Annotated in this window: 15 protein-coding genes and 1 CRISPR repeat array; of the genes, 10 read left to right on the forward strand and 5 right to left on the reverse strand. The window is 42.4% G+C overall.

Features of this window, described 5'->3' with window-relative positions:
* Positions 1-483 precede the first annotated feature (483 nt).
* A CRISPR array of direct repeats spans positions 484-1,014; the repeat unit is 36 nt; unit sequence GTGCACAGACCTTTGATGCCGTTAGGCGTTGAGCAC.
* Between the two features lie 118 nt (positions 1,015-1,132).
* Positions 1,133-2,209 carry a galactokinase gene (galK, locus tag ACBR23_RS19035; protein ID WP_371120288.1) on the reverse strand — a complete coding sequence of 359 codons (1,077 nt, stop codon included), beginning with the start codon at positions 2,207-2,209 and terminating at the stop codon, positions 1,133-1,135.
* 240 nt (positions 2,210-2,449) lie between these two features.
* Between galK and rsmA the strand changes: the two genes are divergently transcribed.
* The 8 genes from rsmA to ACBR23_RS19075 all read left to right on the forward strand — a co-directional run bounded on the left by rsmA (position 2,450) and on the right by ACBR23_RS19075 (position 7,639).
* Complete coding sequence (rsmA, locus tag ACBR23_RS19040; protein ID WP_371120290.1) at positions 2,450-3,277, forward strand: 16S rRNA (adenine(1518)-N(6)/adenine(1519)-N(6))-dimethyltransferase RsmA; 828 nt, start codon at positions 2,450-2,452, stop codon at positions 3,275-3,277.
* Positions 3,278-3,601: 324 nt separating this feature from the next.
* Positions 3,602-4,564 (forward strand): 4-(cytidine 5'-diphospho)-2-C-methyl-D-erythritol kinase, encoded by a 963-nt coding sequence (gene ispE / locus ACBR23_RS19045; protein WP_341735288.1) that lies wholly within the window; start codon positions 3,602-3,604, stop codon positions 4,562-4,564.
* Between the two features lie 146 nt (positions 4,565-4,710).
* Positions 4,711-5,076, forward strand: a complete 366-nt coding sequence (locus ACBR23_RS19050) for a DUF3082 domain-containing protein (protein ID WP_371120287.1) — start codon at positions 4,711-4,713, stop codon at positions 5,074-5,076.
* A 59-nt stretch (positions 5,077-5,135) separates the two neighbouring features.
* Positions 5,136-5,762 carry a DUF488 domain-containing protein gene (locus ACBR23_RS19055; RefSeq protein WP_341735290.1) on the forward strand — a complete coding sequence of 209 codons (627 nt, stop codon included), beginning with the start codon at positions 5,136-5,138 and terminating at the stop codon, positions 5,760-5,762.
* Positions 5,740-6,192: a DUF488 family protein gene (locus tag ACBR23_RS19060; protein WP_371120286.1), complete on the forward strand. Its 453-nt coding sequence runs from the start codon at positions 5,740-5,742 to the stop codon at positions 6,190-6,192. Before ACBR23_RS19055 ends, ACBR23_RS19060 begins: the two co-directional genes overlap by 23 nt.
* Positions 6,193-6,234: 42 nt before the next feature.
* Entirely contained in the window at positions 6,235-6,330 is a 96-nt protein-coding gene (locus tag ACBR23_RS19065) for a hypothetical protein (protein ID WP_371118084.1), read from the forward strand.
* A gap of 147 nt (positions 6,331-6,477) precedes the next feature.
* The gene (locus ACBR23_RS19070; RefSeq protein WP_371118087.1) at positions 6,478-7,113 is read left to right on the forward strand and encodes a hypothetical protein; all 636 of its coding nucleotides are present in this window, start codon (positions 6,478-6,480) and stop codon (positions 7,111-7,113) included.
* Between the two features lie 94 nt (positions 7,114-7,207).
* Positions 7,208-7,639, forward strand: a complete 432-nt coding sequence (locus ACBR23_RS19075; RefSeq protein ID WP_341735293.1) for a hypothetical protein — start codon at positions 7,208-7,210, stop codon at positions 7,637-7,639.
* A gap of 154 nt (positions 7,640-7,793) precedes the next feature.
* Here ACBR23_RS19075 and ACBR23_RS19080 read toward each other — a convergent pair whose 3' ends face one another.
* From ACBR23_RS19080 to ACBR23_RS19095, 4 genes are all read right to left on the reverse strand, one after another.
* On the reverse strand, positions 7,794-8,336 hold the full coding sequence (locus ACBR23_RS19080; protein ID WP_371120289.1) for a prepilin-type N-terminal cleavage/methylation domain-containing protein: 543 nt from the start codon (positions 8,334-8,336) through the stop codon (positions 7,794-7,796).
* A gap of 91 nt (positions 8,337-8,427) precedes the next feature.
* Positions 8,428-11,349, reverse strand: coding sequence for a pentapeptide repeat-containing protein (locus ACBR23_RS19085; protein WP_371120285.1), 2,922 nt, complete (start codon positions 11,347-11,349; stop codon positions 8,428-8,430).
* A gap of 306 nt (positions 11,350-11,655) precedes the next feature.
* Positions 11,656-12,570 carry a DUF1822 family protein gene (locus ACBR23_RS19090; protein ID WP_371120284.1) on the reverse strand — a complete coding sequence of 305 codons (915 nt, stop codon included), beginning with the start codon at positions 12,568-12,570 and terminating at the stop codon, positions 11,656-11,658.
* Positions 12,571-12,595: 25 nt separating this feature from the next.
* Positions 12,596-13,276, reverse strand: a complete 681-nt coding sequence (locus tag ACBR23_RS19095) for a hypothetical protein (protein WP_371115224.1) — start codon at positions 13,274-13,276, stop codon at positions 12,596-12,598.
* Positions 13,277-13,583: 307 nt separating this feature from the next.
* Here ACBR23_RS19095 and ACBR23_RS19100 point away from each other — a divergent pair, with 307 nt between their 5' ends.
* A complete protein-coding gene (locus tag ACBR23_RS19100) occupies positions 13,584-14,531 on the forward strand; it encodes a LamG-like jellyroll fold domain-containing protein (protein ID WP_371120283.1) in 948 nt (315 codons plus the stop codon).
* 453 nt (positions 14,532-14,984) lie between these two features.
* Positions 14,985-17,913 (forward strand): DUF4114 domain-containing protein (locus tag ACBR23_RS19105; protein ID WP_371120282.1); only part of this gene is annotated, 2,929 nt, incomplete at its 3' end.

Consider the following 17,913-nt stretch of genomic DNA (forward strand, 5'->3'; position numbering starts at 1 on the left):
CAAGAAAAAACATTTTTTAGGCGACTATCAAAAGATTGATCGCCCTTAAAAGATGTAGGCGACTCAAGTCGCAGCCACGTTCCTCCCCATGTCTAAAGCCAGGGGCTTCCCGCTCGTTTTTCGGTGATTCCTGGGTCCGATCGGTTTGTTGAAGCCATTGTCGCTTAAAATAGTTTTGGTACTTGGTCTGTTAATGAAAGCTCTTAGGATATTCCTAAAATGCAAGCACCTCTGGTTGTGAAAAAATCAACTAGGCTTTTATGGGGTTCAAAACCTTTACCTGATTGGCTTTGAGGCCTCTTGAACTGGCGAGGAGGTGCTTGCATTTTCACAAAACCTAGGCTGTGTAAGCTTTTGAGGGTTGCTGTATGTCTCTGGTTAGTAGGTTTTTTGCCATAATTGCTATCTCCGGCTGCGTTGAGTGGTGGGGTGCTTGCAAAACTGGCTGGGAGGCCTTGCTATATAAGGGTTTCAGGAACCGCTGTGCACAGACCTTTGATGCCGTTAGGCGTTGAGCACGAAAACCGCAAGCTCCTGAGATTTTCTAGGCAACCGTGCACAGACCTTTGATGCCGTTAGGCGTTGAGCACATGCTCCTAGCCCGCAAAGAAGGGGAGTTAGAACCGTGCACAGACCTTTGATGCCGTTAGGCGTTGAGCACGTTTTTTCTTGCCCTAATTCTTGCTTGATAATAACGTGCACAGACCTTTGATGCCGTTAGGCGTTGAGCACACACCCCCTTCGTTGCCCTAGCCCAAATCAATCGTGCACAGACCTTTGATGCCGTTAGGCGTTGAGCACATATAAATGTCAGCAATTAGTTAGGTAGTTTTTAGTGCACATACCTTTGATGCCGTTAGGCGTTGAGCACTATCACTCCCATAACAAAATGAAGCTCACACTAAAGTGCACATACCTTTGATGCCGTTAGGCGTTGAGCACAAAGCAGTTATCGTTGAAGTGGCAGCCCCGCCTCCAGTGCACATACCTTTGATGCCGTTAGGCGTTGAGCACGTAAAGAGTGCCGACAGGAGATCCCCGCAGCATTTCAAGAAGTCGGGGATCTAGAATTTCCCATCTAAAATGTGGCAGTGCTTCCAACGAATACTCTGCAAGCGCACATGAGCCACAGTCAAATCAAATGCACCGCTGGTGGCACTAATACACGACCAGTATAACCCGCACTCTGGTAACGGGCGATCGCCTCTGATGCGATGGAACTAGCTTTTTCACTCTCAATCAAAGCTACACAAGCACCACCAAAACCTCCCCCTGTCAACCTAGCACCGAATACTCCGGGAGTTTCCTGCAATATTTCCACTAGGGTGTCCACTGACGGCGCCGAAAGTTCATAGTCATCGCGCAAGCTAGTGTGAGAATCATTCATCAGTTTTCCAAAAACTTTTGCCGGTAGTGGCTTAAAAGCTTCGATTACCCGGTTATTTTCAGTAACAATGTAGCGGGCTCGTTTTCTCAAGGGTTGGGGTAATACTTCCACGGCTTGCGAGTCTTCGATATCTCTGAGGGCTTTAACACCCAACATTTGGGCGGCTGCTTCGCACTCTACCCGTCGCTGATTGTAGAGGCTACCAGCAGGTTTGTGGGTTTCGTCGCTATCAATGACTAAAATTTCTGTGTTTTTGGGAAATCGTAATTTACGGCGATTCAGGCTGCGAGTATCAATAAATAGCATGGAGTTGGTGTCAGCTAAACTGGCTGCCATTTGATCCATAATGCCACAGTTAAAACCTACATATCGGATTTCGGCTAGCTGTGCGATTTGAGCTAGTCGCACATCATCTAAGGGGAGGTTTAAGAGTGTACGCAGCCCTCGGAGAGTGGCTATTTCTAAAGCAGCGCTGCTGGACAAACCGACTCCTATCGGCACATTGGAGGTAATATAAAGATTGAGTGGCGGTACTTTGTATCCTTCTTTTTCTACCAGTCGGATGCAGCCGCAGATATAACTGACAAATTTTTGGGGTATAGTATCATCGTCGGAAAAATTTATGAGTTCGTCAAATTCTGCTGAATAGAAATGATGTTTGTGGTCGTTGCTTAGACCGATTTGTACTGTGGCGCGCTGGGGAATTGCAGTAGGAATTACAAATCCCTCGTTGTAGTCTGTGTGTTCGCCCAGTAGGTTTACTCTTCCGGGGGCGCTAGCTTGGGTTTTGGGTAATGTACCAAATACTCGTTGGAATTTCATGGTTGAGAAGAAGGAAGAAGGAATAAAAAATAGCTTTCTGTGTATTTATGACTGCTATATGGTGAAGAAAGGAAATCACTAATTGAGAAGAAATAACTTTATTTGTTGTGGTTAATTTTTTGGCATTGTCTATTTGCTGTTGATTGCATATCTGTTAAGAAAAATAAGTGGGATTGGTTGGGTGCAAAATGTCTTGATTTGTGATACAATTATAAACTAAATTTGCTAAAATTTCCAAAAATGCGATCGCCTACCCCCCGGAAACAGTTTGCTCAACATTGGCTCAGAAGCGAGAAAGCCTTAGATAAGATTGTCAAAGCGACGAATTTGTCGGGTTCGCGGGTGCTGGAAATCGGGCCTGGTACGGGGATTCTGACTCGGCGCTTGCTGGCTGAGGCTGAGTCTGTTGTGGCGGTGGAAATCGATCGCGATTTGTGCCAACGCCTAGCTAAGCAACTTGGTAAGGCTGACAACTTTTTGCTGCTGCAAGGCGACATACTGGAAATGGATTTAGACAACCAACTGGTGGCTTTTCCCAAATTTCAAAATCCCCATAAAGTTGTTGCCAATATTCCTTACAACATTACGGGTCCGATTCTGCAAAAACTACTAGGAACTATATCTGTTCCGGTGCCGAAACCCTTCGAGGCGATCGTACTTTTAGTGCAGAAAGAAGTGGCCCAAAGACTTTATGCAAAAGCTGGTTCCAGAGCTTTTGGTGCTTTGTCGGTGCGGGTACAATACTTAGCGGAATGCGAGTTAATTTGCGATGTCCCTTCTAAAGACTTTTTTCCGCCACCAAAGGTGGATTCTGCTGTGGTGCGGCTGGTTCCGAGATTAATAGAAACGCCGGCGGTTAATCCGCGCCATTTAGAGAATTTGATTAAATTGGGATTTGGGAGCAAGCGTAAGATGCTGCGAAATAATTTGAAAGGGGCTGTGGATTTAGATAAATTGGTTCAATTGCTAGAAGGGTTACAGATAAATCCTGAATCTCGCGCGGAAGATTTAAGCGTGGAGCAATGGGTCAATTTGAGTAATCATATTATTTCTGAGGTGGGAAGTTAAGGATTTTGCTAGCACCCAGACTTGTTTACAGTGGCGGGGATCTGGGTATTCTGTTTTTTTAGGCTTGGGTAACTTATGGTGAGCGTCCTCCTCATGGGGAGCGAAAAATAGGCGATCGCAATTAGAGAATCTCAGAGCAGGTCAAACCACACTAACCTGCTCTGCCAGAGGTAGCAGTGGCCTTGAGGAATCAACGACGCGCAACTCAAAACAAATTTCCCAGAATTCGAGCATAATATTTCCTTTGAGTTATGAGAAAATGGACTCTGACTGGTGTCAATTAATTTCAACCACGGGTTTATTTCACCCTTGGCTTAATTACCTATGCGTTCCTATTCTCTGCTAGCTTCCGCAAAAATCAATCTCTATTTAGAAATCATAGGCGATCGCCCAGATGGATATCACGAACTGGCGATGGTACTTCAAAGTATAGATTTAACCGATCGCATAGACTTGCGGGCGATCGGTACAGACACAATTCGCGTGCGTTGCGATCACCCCCAAGTCCCTCCTGATAAGAATAACCTAGCCTACCGGGCAGCGGATTTGTTGGCGAAGCAATTCCCCGATGCTTTGGCAAAATACGGCGGTGTAGAAATTTCCATTCACAAGCAGATTCCAGTGGCGGCGGGGCTCGCTGGGGGTTCGGCAAATGCGGCGGCGGTGTTAGTCGGGATGGATTTGTTATGGCAATTGGGACTCACTCAGTCGGAGTTGCAAGAGTTGGGCGGAACTTTGGGCTCCGATGTGCCTTTTTGTATTACTGGAGGTACGGCTTTGGCTACTGGGCGTGGTGATAAACTCTCGCCCTTGCCCGATTGTGGGCCTTTGTATCTGGTGTTGGCAAAGTTTCGGAATCTCAGTATTTCTACAGCTTGGTCCTATCAAACTTATCGCCAACAGTTCAGTAGTTCCTATTGTGGGCCGGAGGATTTGGATTGTCGCCGGGAACGGCTGCATTCGGGCCCAATGGTAGGAGCAATTGCTCAAAAAGATCGATCGAAAATTGGTCAATTGCTGCACAATGATTTGGAAAAAGTCGCTCTACCTGTGTACCCCCAGGTGTTGCAGTTGCGACAAGTTTTTGAGTCGGCGGGAGCTTTGGGAACGATGATGTCCGGTTCCGGGCCGACGGTGTTTGCATTGGCAGAGTCTCCAGAAAGAGCACAGGAAATTCAGGAACGGGTAAAAAGTGCGATCGGCTCTCCAGATTTAGATTTTTGGGTAGCAAAATTTAGCAATACCGGGATTCGGATTGTTTCGGAAGGAAATGATTTGAAACCGTAGGTGAACCGCGATGGAGGCTGATGGATTTCCTGAAAACCAGGAGTCTAATCAGCTTAAAAAACTGCTAACATGGAACAAAACACTGATTTGAATTTTGGTCAATTAACCAGAAATCTCAAATCTTAAATAGCAAATATCAAATCGAAATGCCTGATTTAACTAATCCTAATTCGAGTCCTGATTCTAGTGCTGCATCTCCAAGTTCTACTCAGGATGCTTTGCCGACATCGCCTCAGCCACCAACGGTGTTACGTTGCTTGACTGGTTCGCTGATGGCGGGAGGTTTTGCGGCAGCTTTGTATGCGCTTACTTTGTCGATCGCCCAAACCTTTGCTAACAAGCCAATTCATTCTGACAATGTGACTGTAATTAACATTGCCGCGGCTGTGCGGACTTTGGTCATGGGAATTGTGGCCTTGGGCGCTGGTGTTTTTGGTTTTGCGGCTGTGGGTTTGATGGCGCTAACTTTGCAGCTTTTGATTCAAAAATTTGTGAATAAATCTACAGTTTAAAACAATTTACTGAGATATATTTTCGTAGGTGGCATGAACTAAACAGCCAAATCAAAACCATGGAATTATTTACGATCGGTCACTCAAATCTGAGTATTGAAGCGTTTATTTTACTGCTGCAAAAACATGGAATTACGGCAGTTGCAGATGTGCGTTCCCAGCCTTTTAGTCGTTATTTACCCCATTTTAATCAATCGGAAATTAAAGCATCCCTGTCTGCTGCCGGCATTCAATACGTTTTTTTAGGTAAAGAGTTGGGCGCGAGACCGGAAGATTTAAGCTGTTACGATCTTAGCGGTAAAGCTTTATACCAACGGATTGCCGCCACTCCTCTATTCTCCGAAGGAATTCAGCGCTTACTCAAAGGTGCAGCCCATTATAAAATAAGTTTAATGTGTGCGGAAAAAGACCCGATTACTTGTCATCGGACTATTTTAGTTTGCCACAAGCTTAAAGACTTCAATGTGCAGATTAATCACATTCTGTCCGATGGCAATTTAGAATCCCATCAGGATTTAGAAGCCAGACTTCTCCACAAGTTTAACAAGGGCAAAACAAATAATGAACCAATTCAATTAAGCTTGTTTGAATTACCACCAGATAGTAAAAATGAAATCGTTGATTTAGAATCAGCATATTATCGTCACGGATTGGAAATCGCTTATGTCACAAAAGAAAGCAATTAATTTATTTACAATTGGTTTTACTCAAAAAAGTGCTGAGGAGTTTTTTGGGACTTTGATGGAAGCGGGAGTCCGCAGGGTGATTGATACGCGACTCAATAATGTATCGCAGTTAGCAGGTTTTGCTAAGCGGAAAGATTTAGAATATTTTCTGCGAACCATTGGTAACATTGAGTATGTTCATGTGCTGGATTTAGCGCCTACTCAAGATATTTTGGATGATTATAAAAAGAAACAGGGAGATTGGGATGTTTATGAACAGAAGTTTTTGGGCTTAATGGGCGATCGACAAATAGAACAAAAGATTTCGCCGGATATTATGGATTGTGCGTGTCTGCTTTGTAGCGAACCAAAACCCCATAATTGTCACCGTCGCTTAGTTGCTGAATATCTCAAGGATAAGTGGAAAAATGTCAAGATTAATCATCTTTAAAAAGTGCGGTATCTCACAAAAAAATCTCAAATCTAAAATCGAATGACTAGGATAATTTGTCTCGCTAATTCCTGGAAACGGGGCGAAAGGTGCATCGCCGGAATTAATGAACTTCAAGGTAATACCAGTTTTTTATGAGGCTGCATAGAATCTGATCCCCCCTAACCCCCCTTAATAAGGGGGGAACAAGATTCTGCTCAAAGTCCCCCTTCCCCCATCCCCCCTTGGGGGGGGCAGGGGGGGGTGGGGGGCTAGGGGGGGGTGGGAATTTAGGGGGATCGAGATATATGCAACTTCACATTAAATTGGTATAAGTGGGTTCGCCCAATTTCCGACTTACCAGATGGTCAGATTCCTAAAGAAATCCGGCAAATAAATAGACTTGAACCGGCATTATTGGATGTTCTAGACATTCCTTTGGCGAAGACGGGGCCGGACTTTGGTTTTGAGTCGGAAAATCTGTCGATTTTACCGGGAAAATGGCGACAAGTAGGGAAAGTTCCGCCAGCATATTTGTTGAAATATTGCAACAATCAGGAATATATTTTGCACAACGATCTGCGATATGTTACAGTGGAGTATATGCAGTCTTTGCCAAAAGGCGATCGCCTGACTTTGCAATTAGTCAAAGTAGTAAAATTTACCGTAAAAAAGCTAATTCAAAGATTTGAAGGTGGTAATAAATGGGAAGGATGTATTGTCACCAAATACAACCAAAAATTGACTGCTACAATTACCGATCCGGTCTTTATTAGAAAGTTAGAATTGGGATATCGACCGCAAAAAGCTTGTTTGGTTACGGTGAGTTTGAGTATGCCTTGGCGGCCAGATGATTGGGAGGGAGATGACCCTTGTTGGAAGTTGATTGCCGGTGTGATAGAGTTGCCGGAAGATATTGTTGATGATGAAGTTTTGTTTTGACAAAAATGGCGATCCAGGCTTAAATATTGTGAATTTTGCAGATTGTGTGCTATAGTTATGCCGGACTTTACATATCAAAAAAGGGTGCTTTTTTATGAAAGCAGAATTTTATTATGACCGTTATAGATATACTTGCAGTTTAGTTCAAATGAATTTTACCCAAGAATTAAAAATTAAAAATCATCAAGGCTTTGTATTAGCAGTTAAACAAGGCTCAAAAATGGGAATTTTGGGCAAAACTCGTGAAACTGCTAAAAAAGTTGATGTCAGTCAATCTCATTTTTATAATGTAATTAAAGCCGCCATGAATGCTCTAGAATTAGAAGCTAGAGATGAGTTAATTTTAGAAAAAAATCGGACGCTTGCTGAAGCAGAGGCAAAGATTCAGGAGCAAGACAGAGAAATTAGGGTGCTGAATGAACAGCTAAGAATACTCCGAGAAGAACTCGATCAGTTGTCAGCACAAAACCAGGAATTAGCGATGCAGATGATAGACGAGGAAATCAGAGAAAGTGAACTTAGTTAAGCAGAAGTCGATGATTTTTTGGGCTAGTAATAATTTTAGTAATATTAAGACCGTTGGCATCCCAATCATTCATATCTCTCTTATCTAATTCTGCGAACTCAGCGCTGTATCAAGCTAAAATTATTCCAATCAAACCCGAATATATTGCATCCTATTATGACAACAACTGATGGCAATAATCACCTGGATTAGAAATTAAATTGTTTAAAATTCCTAATTGTTGAAACACCGGAGAAGACAAGCTGACAGGTAATGAAACTGGCGGGCAGGTAATAGGGTTATCTTTGATATACACAATTCCGAAATAAGATTGAACCCCTAATTTCTTAGACAAAGCTACCTGAACAGCCAGCGGATTGTTATTATAAGTGGCAAGTTTTATCCCGTATAAATAATTGTTTGTTTCTGCCACGGAAAAGCCAACTGATTTCAAAATACTAGCGGCAGAACTAGGTGCTTGGGGCTGTGGAAATGAGAGCGCGCCGAAAGAGTATGTAAATTGATATTCTTCTGAATATTCCGCAGTTTTGTGTTTATTCAGATAGCTAATATATTGTGTAGCTTCACTTTCTTTAGCTTTGTTGATTAATCTGAGGAAAATAGGCAAAGCAATAGCCGATAATATCCCAATGATAAATATCACAACTAATAATTCAATCAAAGTGAAGGCTTTATCACAAGAATTTAATTTTATCATAGGGTGGGTGTCTTTCTCGCGATTAAAAGGTCGATGGACAACAGACATAATTGACATCCTAAAGCAAAATCGAGAATTATTTAACTAACCATCAACCATTTCCCTGCAATTTTTGCCAAGTCTTGGGAAACTCAGCTTTATTTTGACAGATAACAGGCAACCAGCTAACACCGGGAATTTGCCCGTCATAATTATCTTTTAGATGTTTTCGAGCTTCTCTCACGGAAACATAAAAAGAATTGCCACCAACAAAGGCTTGGATAAAAATTCTCAGAAACTCCTGGGCGATCGCATCCGGCACTGGTTCCCGCATCACAATAATTTGAGGGATATCTAAATGGGCTAATTGCTTCCCCAATCCTAAACCATCGCAAGAGTTAAAGATTGCTATTTCTAAACCCTTTTGAATAGCTATTTTCAAGGAATCTTTTAGCTGTTCCACAGTTAAATTATCTGTATCATTGATACAAATTACCCCCGTACTGCCATCTACTTCGCTCTTACTGTGACCCGAAAAAGACAAGATATCCCAGCCTGTTTGATCTGTAAGATATTGATCGAGTAGCTGGCGACTTGGTTTATCCAAAAATATTGTTTCGGCTCCTTGCAAATTCTCCAATATTTTCCTATCTTTATCGAGATTAATTCCTGTACTGTCGCCCAAAACTGCCAAAATTCTTACTTTTTTTCTTGATGGTACTGATTTTTTGACTCTGTTAGATAGTTTGCGACTTAAAGCTACTTCTGCTTTAGTGTAGATTTCAAAAAAATCCCATTGATGCCAGGGGAGTTTTCGCAGTAAATTGTCTTCTGTTTCGATGATTACCCGCACCTCGTCATTGTGGTTTAATTTCTCGCACAATTCTTGCTGGATTGGGTGAAATTGTTCTGATTCCAGCCAATTCTTTACATCCATTTCTACTTGTTCAACTAAGGGTTTTAGCTCCTCTATGGAAAAGTTAGTGATGTGACCTTTGTTTACTTTTATGGCACGGCTGTTTCGCTTAAGGTTAAACTCATACATTTTTTGCCACTTTTGATAGTTTTCTGAAAGTTCAGGTTTGGGTGGCAATTTGCCTTCTAATGTTATCTCTAAACGCTTGCGATCGCACAAAATATTAGCACTCACCTCAAACCCTTGTTTCAAGTCACCACGGTCAAATTTTAAGAATACTACTTGTTCAGACAACGGTCTGACTATATCCTCCATTACTGATATTAAGTATTGGCGCTGTTCTGCTGAGTTTTGCAGGGTAGGAACTTGTCTGCCGAATATTTTTAGCATTTTTTGATAGAAAATATTGAAATCATTATAAATTTTTTCTTTGTCCGCATCAGGAGGTACGCTGACTTTGACGACAACTCCATTTCTTTTATTTTCAATACTTTGGATAGTGAGTTTTTTACCTTGATGTTCTACTTGCACTTGTTGGAAAGATTCTACGAAAGCTTTCCAGTCAAAACCGTGGTTAAAAATCAAGTCAACTGTATTTATAACTTCTTCAAAAAAAGTGGTAAATTCTCCTGGTTGATAGCTGTCTTTACCGCTGGGACGGCGTTCGCGATCGTCCGTTTCCGGTTTCGGTTCTTCTAGTAAATAAACCCACCTACAATCAACCCATTCTAATTTGGTAGTGCTGTCAATATTCCAAGTTCCTAAACCGCAAACAGCAGTCATTTTGGCACTACTAAAATCAGTGCCGATCGCCTGAACTTGACTTAAAATTGCATATTCTAAATTAGCTGCTTCCAAAGTCGCTTGACTGAGGTCTGCTGTTTGCAGTTTAGCATAACTGAGGTTTGCACCTATCAAGTTTGCTCCTCTCAAATCCATGCCTTGATAGGATTTTTGATAACCGTTGCCGGTGACAAGCAACTCTCGCACTGCTGGATTGATTAATATTGTCTCATCGACTCTTGCCCAGTCGAGACAACGAGCCTGATGCCACATAGTTCGGTGGATATTTGCAAATCTAAAATCGGTATTTTTGAGGGTGGCGTTGCTGAAGTTAGTATGGGCTAATTGAGTATTGCGAAAACTGGTGCCGCCTGTCGCACCAATGACGATGGCTAACTGGCGAATTACGCTGTATTTATCATCTTCAGCTAACACTCTCTTAGCAATGTAAACTCCCAATAAGATTAAAGCTACAGCTAACATGACAGCTCCGGCGATCGCCAGAATAACTACAGGCGGATCGGGAAATTGTTTGACACAATTATTCAGGAAGTCATAGCATTTATTGTTTGTGTTGTCAACTACTCCATTCTGGATTAATACAGATGCTTTTAAATATCTCAAGGAATTTCTGGCAATAATTCCGGTGGCGATCGCACTTATAGCCACAGCTTCAAATAGAGCCAAAGCTGCAATCGCCCTCCCCAGAACAATTTCAGCCAATGTTAGGGCTAAAGGAAGAGCGACAATGGCGATCGTAGTTGCAACAACAGCCGCAGTTAATGTCACAATTAAAAACGGAACATCGTTAGCCTTCGTTTCGCCAGACAAGGCACTAATTAAGCTGCCAGGTCTAAAAGACCTTAACCACGAAAGTATGGGATGTTTATCATTGGAGAACGCAGATAAAAAACCAATTAAAGGTACAAAAACAGCAGCCGCAATACCTAAATAATCCAAAGCTTTTTGTATCCCTTGGCGAATCATAGTAGTCAACAGCATAGCATTGACTAATAAGATGATTGCAGTTGGCAGAAAACCGATATGCTCGGTTGTTTTGGGGATAAGAGATTTGAATGTATTATCAACAGCAATTACAGCAGCTATTCCTGATATTGCCGAGAACAGTGCTACAATTAAAAAGATGTTGATTTGGGATTTTCTGGCTATTCCGCAGCGAGCGTAATGGAAATTAGCTCCATTGAGAGTTGCATTGGTAAAATCTGCACCTCGGATATCTGCATAAGAGAAATCTTCATTGGTGAGATTACGACCTTTGAAAGAACGACCTTGAAGATTTTGATGGCGAAAGTTTTGAAAGGTTAATGATGACATATATAAGAAGGAAGAAAAAAGGAAGAAGGAAGAAAAGCTGTTTTACTCCTCGTTTCCAGGCTCTGCCTGGAAATGCAGATCTAGAGGCTCTGCCTCATGGGATGGAAGAAGAGGCAGAGCCTCTGGATCTGCGTTACTAGGCAGAGCCTAGTAACGAGGAATGTAATTTTTCCTAGAGAAGAGGCAGAGCCTCTGGATCTGCGTTACTAGGCAGAGCCTAGTAACGAGGAATGTAATTTTATTCTCAGTCCTCTTAGGAGGACTTTAGCTTTGAGGCAGGGGTTTTAACCCCTGCCTGACTACAAACTACAAACGAAAAGATTGCCTAACATTTGCATCTCCTAACACGATATTAATGCTGAACAATTCCCTTAAATCGGGAGTAAATTCAAATTTAATAACGTTGTCAGCTTTTCTCGATTCTACCTGATAAAGTAGCTCCTCTGACTCATTAATCAGCATCAACTTTAACCCTGGTGGCAAATAAGTTTGGTTTCCCATTGGATGCACTGCTATCTCAATATTTACTTCTAGCTCTGGTTCTGGGGGGAGACTGACTATTAGTGCTACGGAGTGTTCTGCTAGTTGCATTCCTAGGTCAATTTTATGGCCGCGATCGATAGGTAATGCGTTGTTGCTTCTAAAAGAGCGAAATTCAAATTGTTTTGGGTTTAATAGCTCGTCAATCACTTGCCATCCCGCATCAAAAACATCGTCGAACCAGTTCATCAAATTAATTGGTTTCAGTTGTTTGATTCGATTCATGTATATGAGCAGATCTTCGAGGGAATTCATTTCATCCAGAGGCACTTGTTTAGCTACTGTTCGGGTAAATCCTAACAGCGTTGCTTGTTTCAAAGATTGGTCTAACTGTACGGCTATATAACCAATTCTGTCTCCCCAAGCATCGTAGGAAATCTGACAAGCGTCGGCATCTGGCAAGACGGGACAGCATTCTATTTTTCCTATTTGTTTAATGTCTAAATCTGCCACATCCATAAGTTTCAGCATTAACGGATTGCGGCTGTCGCTAACCGGCCAATCTGTCTCAAATCCCATGCAGCGCAGGTAAAAATCTACTGCATATACTGCGAGGGTATTGAGATAAACTTGTTTGAATTTTTTCGGACTGGATTGTTTGCCGCACTGTTGGGCAATTTCGTGTGCTTCAAAGGATAGTGGCACTGTGAAAGTTATTGGTTCAATCATTTTACTCATCATTAATTTCTCCGCTTCTGCTCAAGTCCTACTGTAATTTATTACGAATGTAATCTGAAAAATTCCGCAAATTTCGATCGAAAAAACTTTGGAGTGTTGAAATGTTTTTGTCAAATCTTTGAGATATAGTCTCCCATTTTTCATCATCTAATCTGGCTAAAGCTATGACTTGCCAAGTGATATCGGGACGACCTCTGACTGTTGTGTTTCGGAAAATATTGTCTGGGTCTTCTTCTATTAATTTACGCAGCATTTCAGCATCTTCCACAAGTTGCAACATTGAAGCTTTATCTTGATAAATCTCCCATTCTTCTTGTTCCAATTTGAATCCTTCTAATTTATCGATCGATAATATTTTGATTCTTGTTTGGTTCATACGGGGTCTTATTTGGTTCGTATATCGATCGCACACATCTCTAAATCTAAAATTAAAGATGTGATTCACCCAAGGCATGACTGGTTTTTGTGAATCATAGATGTCAATGTTTTGACAGATATGCTCAACTATTTTCAACCGGGCTTCGCTGTAAATGTCTTCGTAAAGATGACGAAGGTTGTCATCATCTATGCGGGGACGAGTAAGTCTGTTATGACGGTAAATTTGGTCTATCAATTTGGTTAATGCTATCTGTCGCTCTTGGCTTCCGGCTGGGTGCTGTTGAGCTTCTAGGGCTAGCTGTTTGAGCTGCAAATCGATTTCGTCTTCCATCGGGCTCTCCTCACTCCTGTGGGTATTTTTGTGCTGTCTGTTGGAACCTCTATTTATATTTCGGATTTGGTGGCCAGTTTTTACGCATTTAGGGGGAAATTGTTACAAAACTTTACTTTTGAGGGGTTTTGGAAAAAAAGTTTTGAGGTTTGCGGAAAAAGTTTGGGTGGATTCCGTAAGTGAGAATAGGGGGCGATTTCCTGGGGTATGGCTTTGCTGGCGCGGGCTTTTGGGGAAAGGGCGATCGAACCTCAGAATATCCGCCTTATTCAGTCTATCCTTCAATAGTTTAAAGGAGTGATTTCCAATGAAAAAGTTTTTTACACTTGCAGTATTAGCACTGGCAACACCGATGATAACTCAACAGAGTGAAGCATTAGCTTTCACACTAGGCCCACTTTCCAGAGATGTTATTTACTCTGCTGACGGAACTTTCGATCGCCCAAACATTTTTTTCAATAATCCAACGGACACGATCCAAATTTCTGGTCAGACTGTGCTTGGAAACGAATCTACCTATGAAGCTGGCATTTACTTTCCTAGTGGCATTGGTGCTTCTGGGTTAGTTTTTAATGAATTCAAGATGAACTTAGAAGACAAAATATTCGCTGCTGGGCCAAATGGTTTGACTGGTTATAATGATATAGGTCTGCCTTGGCAGTTGGGTGGCGTAACAAGTACAACACCGTTCGCACCTGATACTTGGCATCATATTGCCTTTGTACAAGGTGGAGGTACGCAACGCCTCTATCTTGATGGTCAAATAGTTGGTAGTATCTCTCGTGCTGGAAACATTCGGGATTCAGATGGCGGTGGCTTCTTGGGGGCGATTTTCCGAGACGATCCATCAAATATATACGATCAATTTGCACCTAGCTTTATCGGACACTTAGATACATTTCGTATTTCCAATGTGGCACGATACAGTGGCAATAGCTTCGAGGCACCAAAAGGAGACCTCACCTCAGATGCAAATACGCAGCTTTTGTACAACTTCATTTTAGAAGATTACTTTCAGCAAGATGGCGATACTTGGGTATCAGACCTCAGTGGTAATGGTCGTAACGGCAGGTTTGGTAAAGGTTTTGCAGGTGCAACATCTCCTAGCATCGTAGTTCCAGTTGACTCCCAAGAATCCACTGCCGTACCCGAACCTACTACTATTTTGGGTAGTTTAGCTTTTGGTGCTGTCATTTCCCGCTGGCGGATGAAGCGCAAACAGCAACAGAAAGTTTTGAATTCAACGGTTGCTTAATTTGAGATATTTCACTTCGTTGTAGTCCGTCGGGGGTTTAAAGTTTCGCCTCACAGCGAAAGTCCGGCGGGGGTTTAAACCCCCGCCTCATAGCGAAAGTCCTCTGAAGAGGACTGAAGAATTAATTAGATATTTCCAATAAAAACATCACATATTCTGGTCACGTTCAGGTGAAAACAGAAATTATACCGGTGTCTATTAGTCCTCTTTAGAGGACTTTCGCTACTCGCTGTGGGAATTAATTCCCTGGCGGCCTTTCGGGTGAAGTCGAGACTAATAAACATTTTACGATCGCCGTTTCAAAAAAAAGTTCCAAGATTTGCGGAAAAAGTTGAGCCGGATTTCGTAAGTAATAACAAGAGGCCGATCGCCTTTTTGGCAATATTGGCTTTGGCTGAATTTGATTTCATTATATCACTTTTAATTCAATCCTAGACTAGGAGTGCAATTTCAATGGCTACCACAAATGAAGTTTCCAGCAACCAGCTCATCGATGTTTTGATAACTGACACTTTACCGGGAAGTGCAGCCAAAAATTCCATCCTCAATCCTTTAAGCAGCAGCAACAGTCAAAATATTGGCGGTAGTCCTTTGATAGCTGATACCAAAAGTCAGCCGATTATTGAACCAGAAAAGCTATCCAGTGCGACTGACACGCTTAATTCAAAAAATGCGATTGCGGAACCCAATAGCAAAAAAATAGATGATTCATTAATTGTTTCGGACACTCTAAAAGGCGGTTTAAGCGGCTCAGCAAGCACCAGTATTAGTCAGGACACTATATCTTCCAGTCCTGGTACAGATGTCAAAGATACCCTGACTGGAAGCACAAAAGATGCACAGTTAGTTGTGATTAAAGGCGACAGTATTACAGCAACTGATTCCTTGACTAATCCTCAGAGTGTGGAGAAGATAGCATCTGATAAAACTCCCGATACCTTAGTTGAAAAAGAAACTAAGACAGAAATTGCGATCGCCCCAAATACCTCTGTCGCAGAATCCAAACCAGCAACGACTACCTTAGCTGAAAAAGAAACTAAGACAGAAATTGCGATCGCCCCAAATACCTCTGTCGCAGAATCCAAACCAGCAACGACTACCTTAGCTGAGAAAGAAACTAAGACAGAAATTGCGATCGCCCCAAATACCTCTGTCGCAGAATCCAAACCAACAACCACTACCTTAGCTGAGAAAGAAACTAAGACAGAAATTGCGATCGCCCAAACTACCTCTGTCGCAGAATCCAAACCAACAACCACTACCTTAGCTGAGAAAGAAATTAAGACAGAAATTGCGATCGCCCCAAATACCTCTGTCGCAGAATCCAAACCAGCAACGACTACCTTAGCTGAAAAAGAAACTAAGTCGGAAATTGCGATCGCCCAAAATACCTCTGTCGCAGAATCCAAACCAACAACGAGTTCAGAACCGATTAAATCCGACAAATCGACAACAGAACAACCAGCCACTACTGTCGCTGATATCAGCAAGGATAGCAAACAAAACTCTACCTCCAGCAGCCCTGAATCAGACAAAAAAGTTGCAGAAAAAACTGAAGTTACCGCAATTGAAACACCAAAATCAACAAATACAATCTCGCCTAAGCCAGAGATATTAGCAGCAAATAACCCTTTTGTATCTGGGAAGTTTCTGGTTGATTCAAAAGGTCAAGTCGGCATAGATTTTGTATTTGATGGCGGCTTATTTCAAGGTGAACTAGCCATCGTCAGCCTCAAAGGCATGGAGAAGTTTTTACCGGGTTCAGAAGAATTTATCAAGGAAATGGCTTTGAGAGCACTTAGTAACTCTGCAAAAGGTCATGTAGTGATTAATGATTTGATTGAAGGTGCAAAATTTACGGGTAATTTACTTGAAAGTAATTCTAATGAAGGAACTTACTTAGGAGTTAAAACTTTTGCGATGACTCCGGGTGAGGAATTTGGGGTAATGTTAGTACCTAATGGGACTGTACAAGAGGTACTGAATAATCCGGCGATCGGAGGAAGCAAACGTCCTTTATTTTCTATGGCTACAGCGAACCCCAATCAGGCGTTTCAGGTAGGACAAATTGCTGATGTAACAGGGGATGGAAACACCTTCGCAATGGAGGATATGCGAGTCGATTTAGGGAGCGATCGCGATTATAATGACTTCGTATTTCAGGTGCGGGGCGCTAAGGGTAATGCGGTGCGGTTGAATGATGTGATTAATCCTGATAAAGATTGGCGCAAAACAGATATGGGTCAGGCTTTGATTGCTTATGCTAAGCCTTACGTTGAACCGAAGTTAGAGCCCGCAAAACAGGATGCAAAACCTGTAAATAAGGCTCCTTATGGTTCGGTTTTGGATGTTCCAATTCCTGATATTGCAGGTGATGCAAAGGCTGAGGATAAAAAGGCGATCGCGCCTGTTTCTCCTGCTGCTGAATCTGTGTCTAAAACTGAGGTTGCTACTTCAGATAAGGCTGTAACGCCAGCGGTGAAGATTGAAGAGGACAAAAAGGCGATCGCACCTATTTCTCCTGCTGCTGAATCTGTCGATAAAACTGAAGTTGCTACTTCAGATAAGGCTGTAACGCCAGCGGTGAAGATTGAAGAGGATAAAAAGGCGATCGCACCTGTTTCTCCGGCTACTGAATCTGTCGATAAAACTGAAGTTCAGACTTCCGAGACAAGTATAAAGCCGGTGGTGGAAATTGCAGAGGATAAAAAGGCGATCGCACCTGTTTCCACTGCTGCTGAATCTGTCTCAAAAACCGAGGTAAAAACTTCAACAAAAATCACGCACGAGGGCTCAGAAACCGGGTTTTTCTCGACAGATACTGCGTCACAGCCAACAGATTTGGTAAAAAACCCGGTTTCTTCAGTCGTAGCGCATCAGTCATCTTCCGAGACAACTGTAGCGTCGGTGGTGAAGATTGAAGAGGACAAAAAGGCGATCGCACCTATTTCTACTCCGAATGAATCTGTCGAGAAAACCGCAGTTGTTACTTCGGAAACAAGTGTAACGCCAGTGGTGAAGATTGAAGAGGATAAAAAGGCGATCGCACCTGTTTCCACTGCTGCTGAATCTGTCTCAAAAACCGAGGTAAAAACTTCAACAAAAATCACGCACGAGGGCTCAGAAACCGGGTTTTTCTCGACAGATACTGCGTCACAGCCAACAGATTTGGTAAAAAACCCGGTTTCTTCAGTCGTAGCGCATCAGTCATCTTCCGAGACAACTGTAGCGTCGGTGGTGAAGATTGAAGAGGAAAAAAAGGCGATCGCACCTATTTCTCCTGCGGTTGAATCCGTGTCGAAAACTGAAGTTGATACTTCTGAGACAACTGTAGCGCCTGTGGTGGAAATTGCAGATGACAAAAAGGCGATCGCACCAGTTT

Origin of the sequence: Microcoleus sp., from assembly GCF_041354475.1 — a bacterium.
Lineage (GTDB): Bacteria > Cyanobacteriota > Cyanobacteriia > Cyanobacteriales > Microcoleaceae > Microcoleus.

What these genes read in the sequence shown, in the direction of transcription:
- galK (WP_371120288.1), bottom strand. Translation starts at nt 2,209, where the DNA reads ATGAAATTCCAACGAGTATTTGGTACATTACCCAAAACCCAAGCTAGC.
- rsmA (WP_371120290.1), top strand. Translation starts at nt 2,450, where the DNA reads ATGCGATCGCCTACCCCCCGGAAACAGTTTGCTCAACATTGGCTCAGA.
- ispE (WP_341735288.1), top strand. Translation starts at nt 3,602, where the DNA reads ATGCGTTCCTATTCTCTGCTAGCTTCCGCAAAAATCAATCTCTATTTA.
- ACBR23_RS19050 (WP_371120287.1), top strand. Translation starts at nt 4,711, where the DNA reads ATGCCTGATTTAACTAATCCTAATTCGAGTCCTGATTCTAGTGCTGCA.
- ACBR23_RS19055 (WP_341735290.1), top strand. Translation starts at nt 5,136, where the DNA reads ATGGAATTATTTACGATCGGTCACTCAAATCTGAGTATTGAAGCGTTT.
- ACBR23_RS19060 (WP_371120286.1), top strand. Translation starts at nt 5,740, where the DNA reads ATGTCACAAAAGAAAGCAATTAATTTATTTACAATTGGTTTTACTCAA.
- ACBR23_RS19065 (WP_371118084.1), top strand. Translation starts at nt 6,235, where the DNA reads ATGACTAGGATAATTTGTCTCGCTAATTCCTGGAAACGGGGCGAAAGG.
- ACBR23_RS19075 (WP_341735293.1), top strand. Translation starts at nt 7,208, where the DNA reads ATGAAAGCAGAATTTTATTATGACCGTTATAGATATACTTGCAGTTTA.
- ACBR23_RS19080 (WP_371120289.1), bottom strand. Translation starts at nt 8,336, where the DNA reads ATGATAAAATTAAATTCTTGTGATAAAGCCTTCACTTTGATTGAATTA.
- ACBR23_RS19085 (WP_371120285.1), bottom strand. Translation starts at nt 11,349, where the DNA reads ATGTCATCATTAACCTTTCAAAACTTTCGCCATCAAAATCTTCAAGGT.
- ACBR23_RS19090 (WP_371120284.1), bottom strand. Translation starts at nt 12,570, where the DNA reads ATGATGAGTAAAATGATTGAACCAATAACTTTCACAGTGCCACTATCC.
- ACBR23_RS19095 (WP_371115224.1), bottom strand. Translation starts at nt 13,276, where the DNA reads ATGGAAGACGAAATCGATTTGCAGCTCAAACAGCTAGCCCTAGAAGCT.
- ACBR23_RS19100 (WP_371120283.1), top strand. Translation starts at nt 13,584, where the DNA reads ATGAAAAAGTTTTTTACACTTGCAGTATTAGCACTGGCAACACCGATG.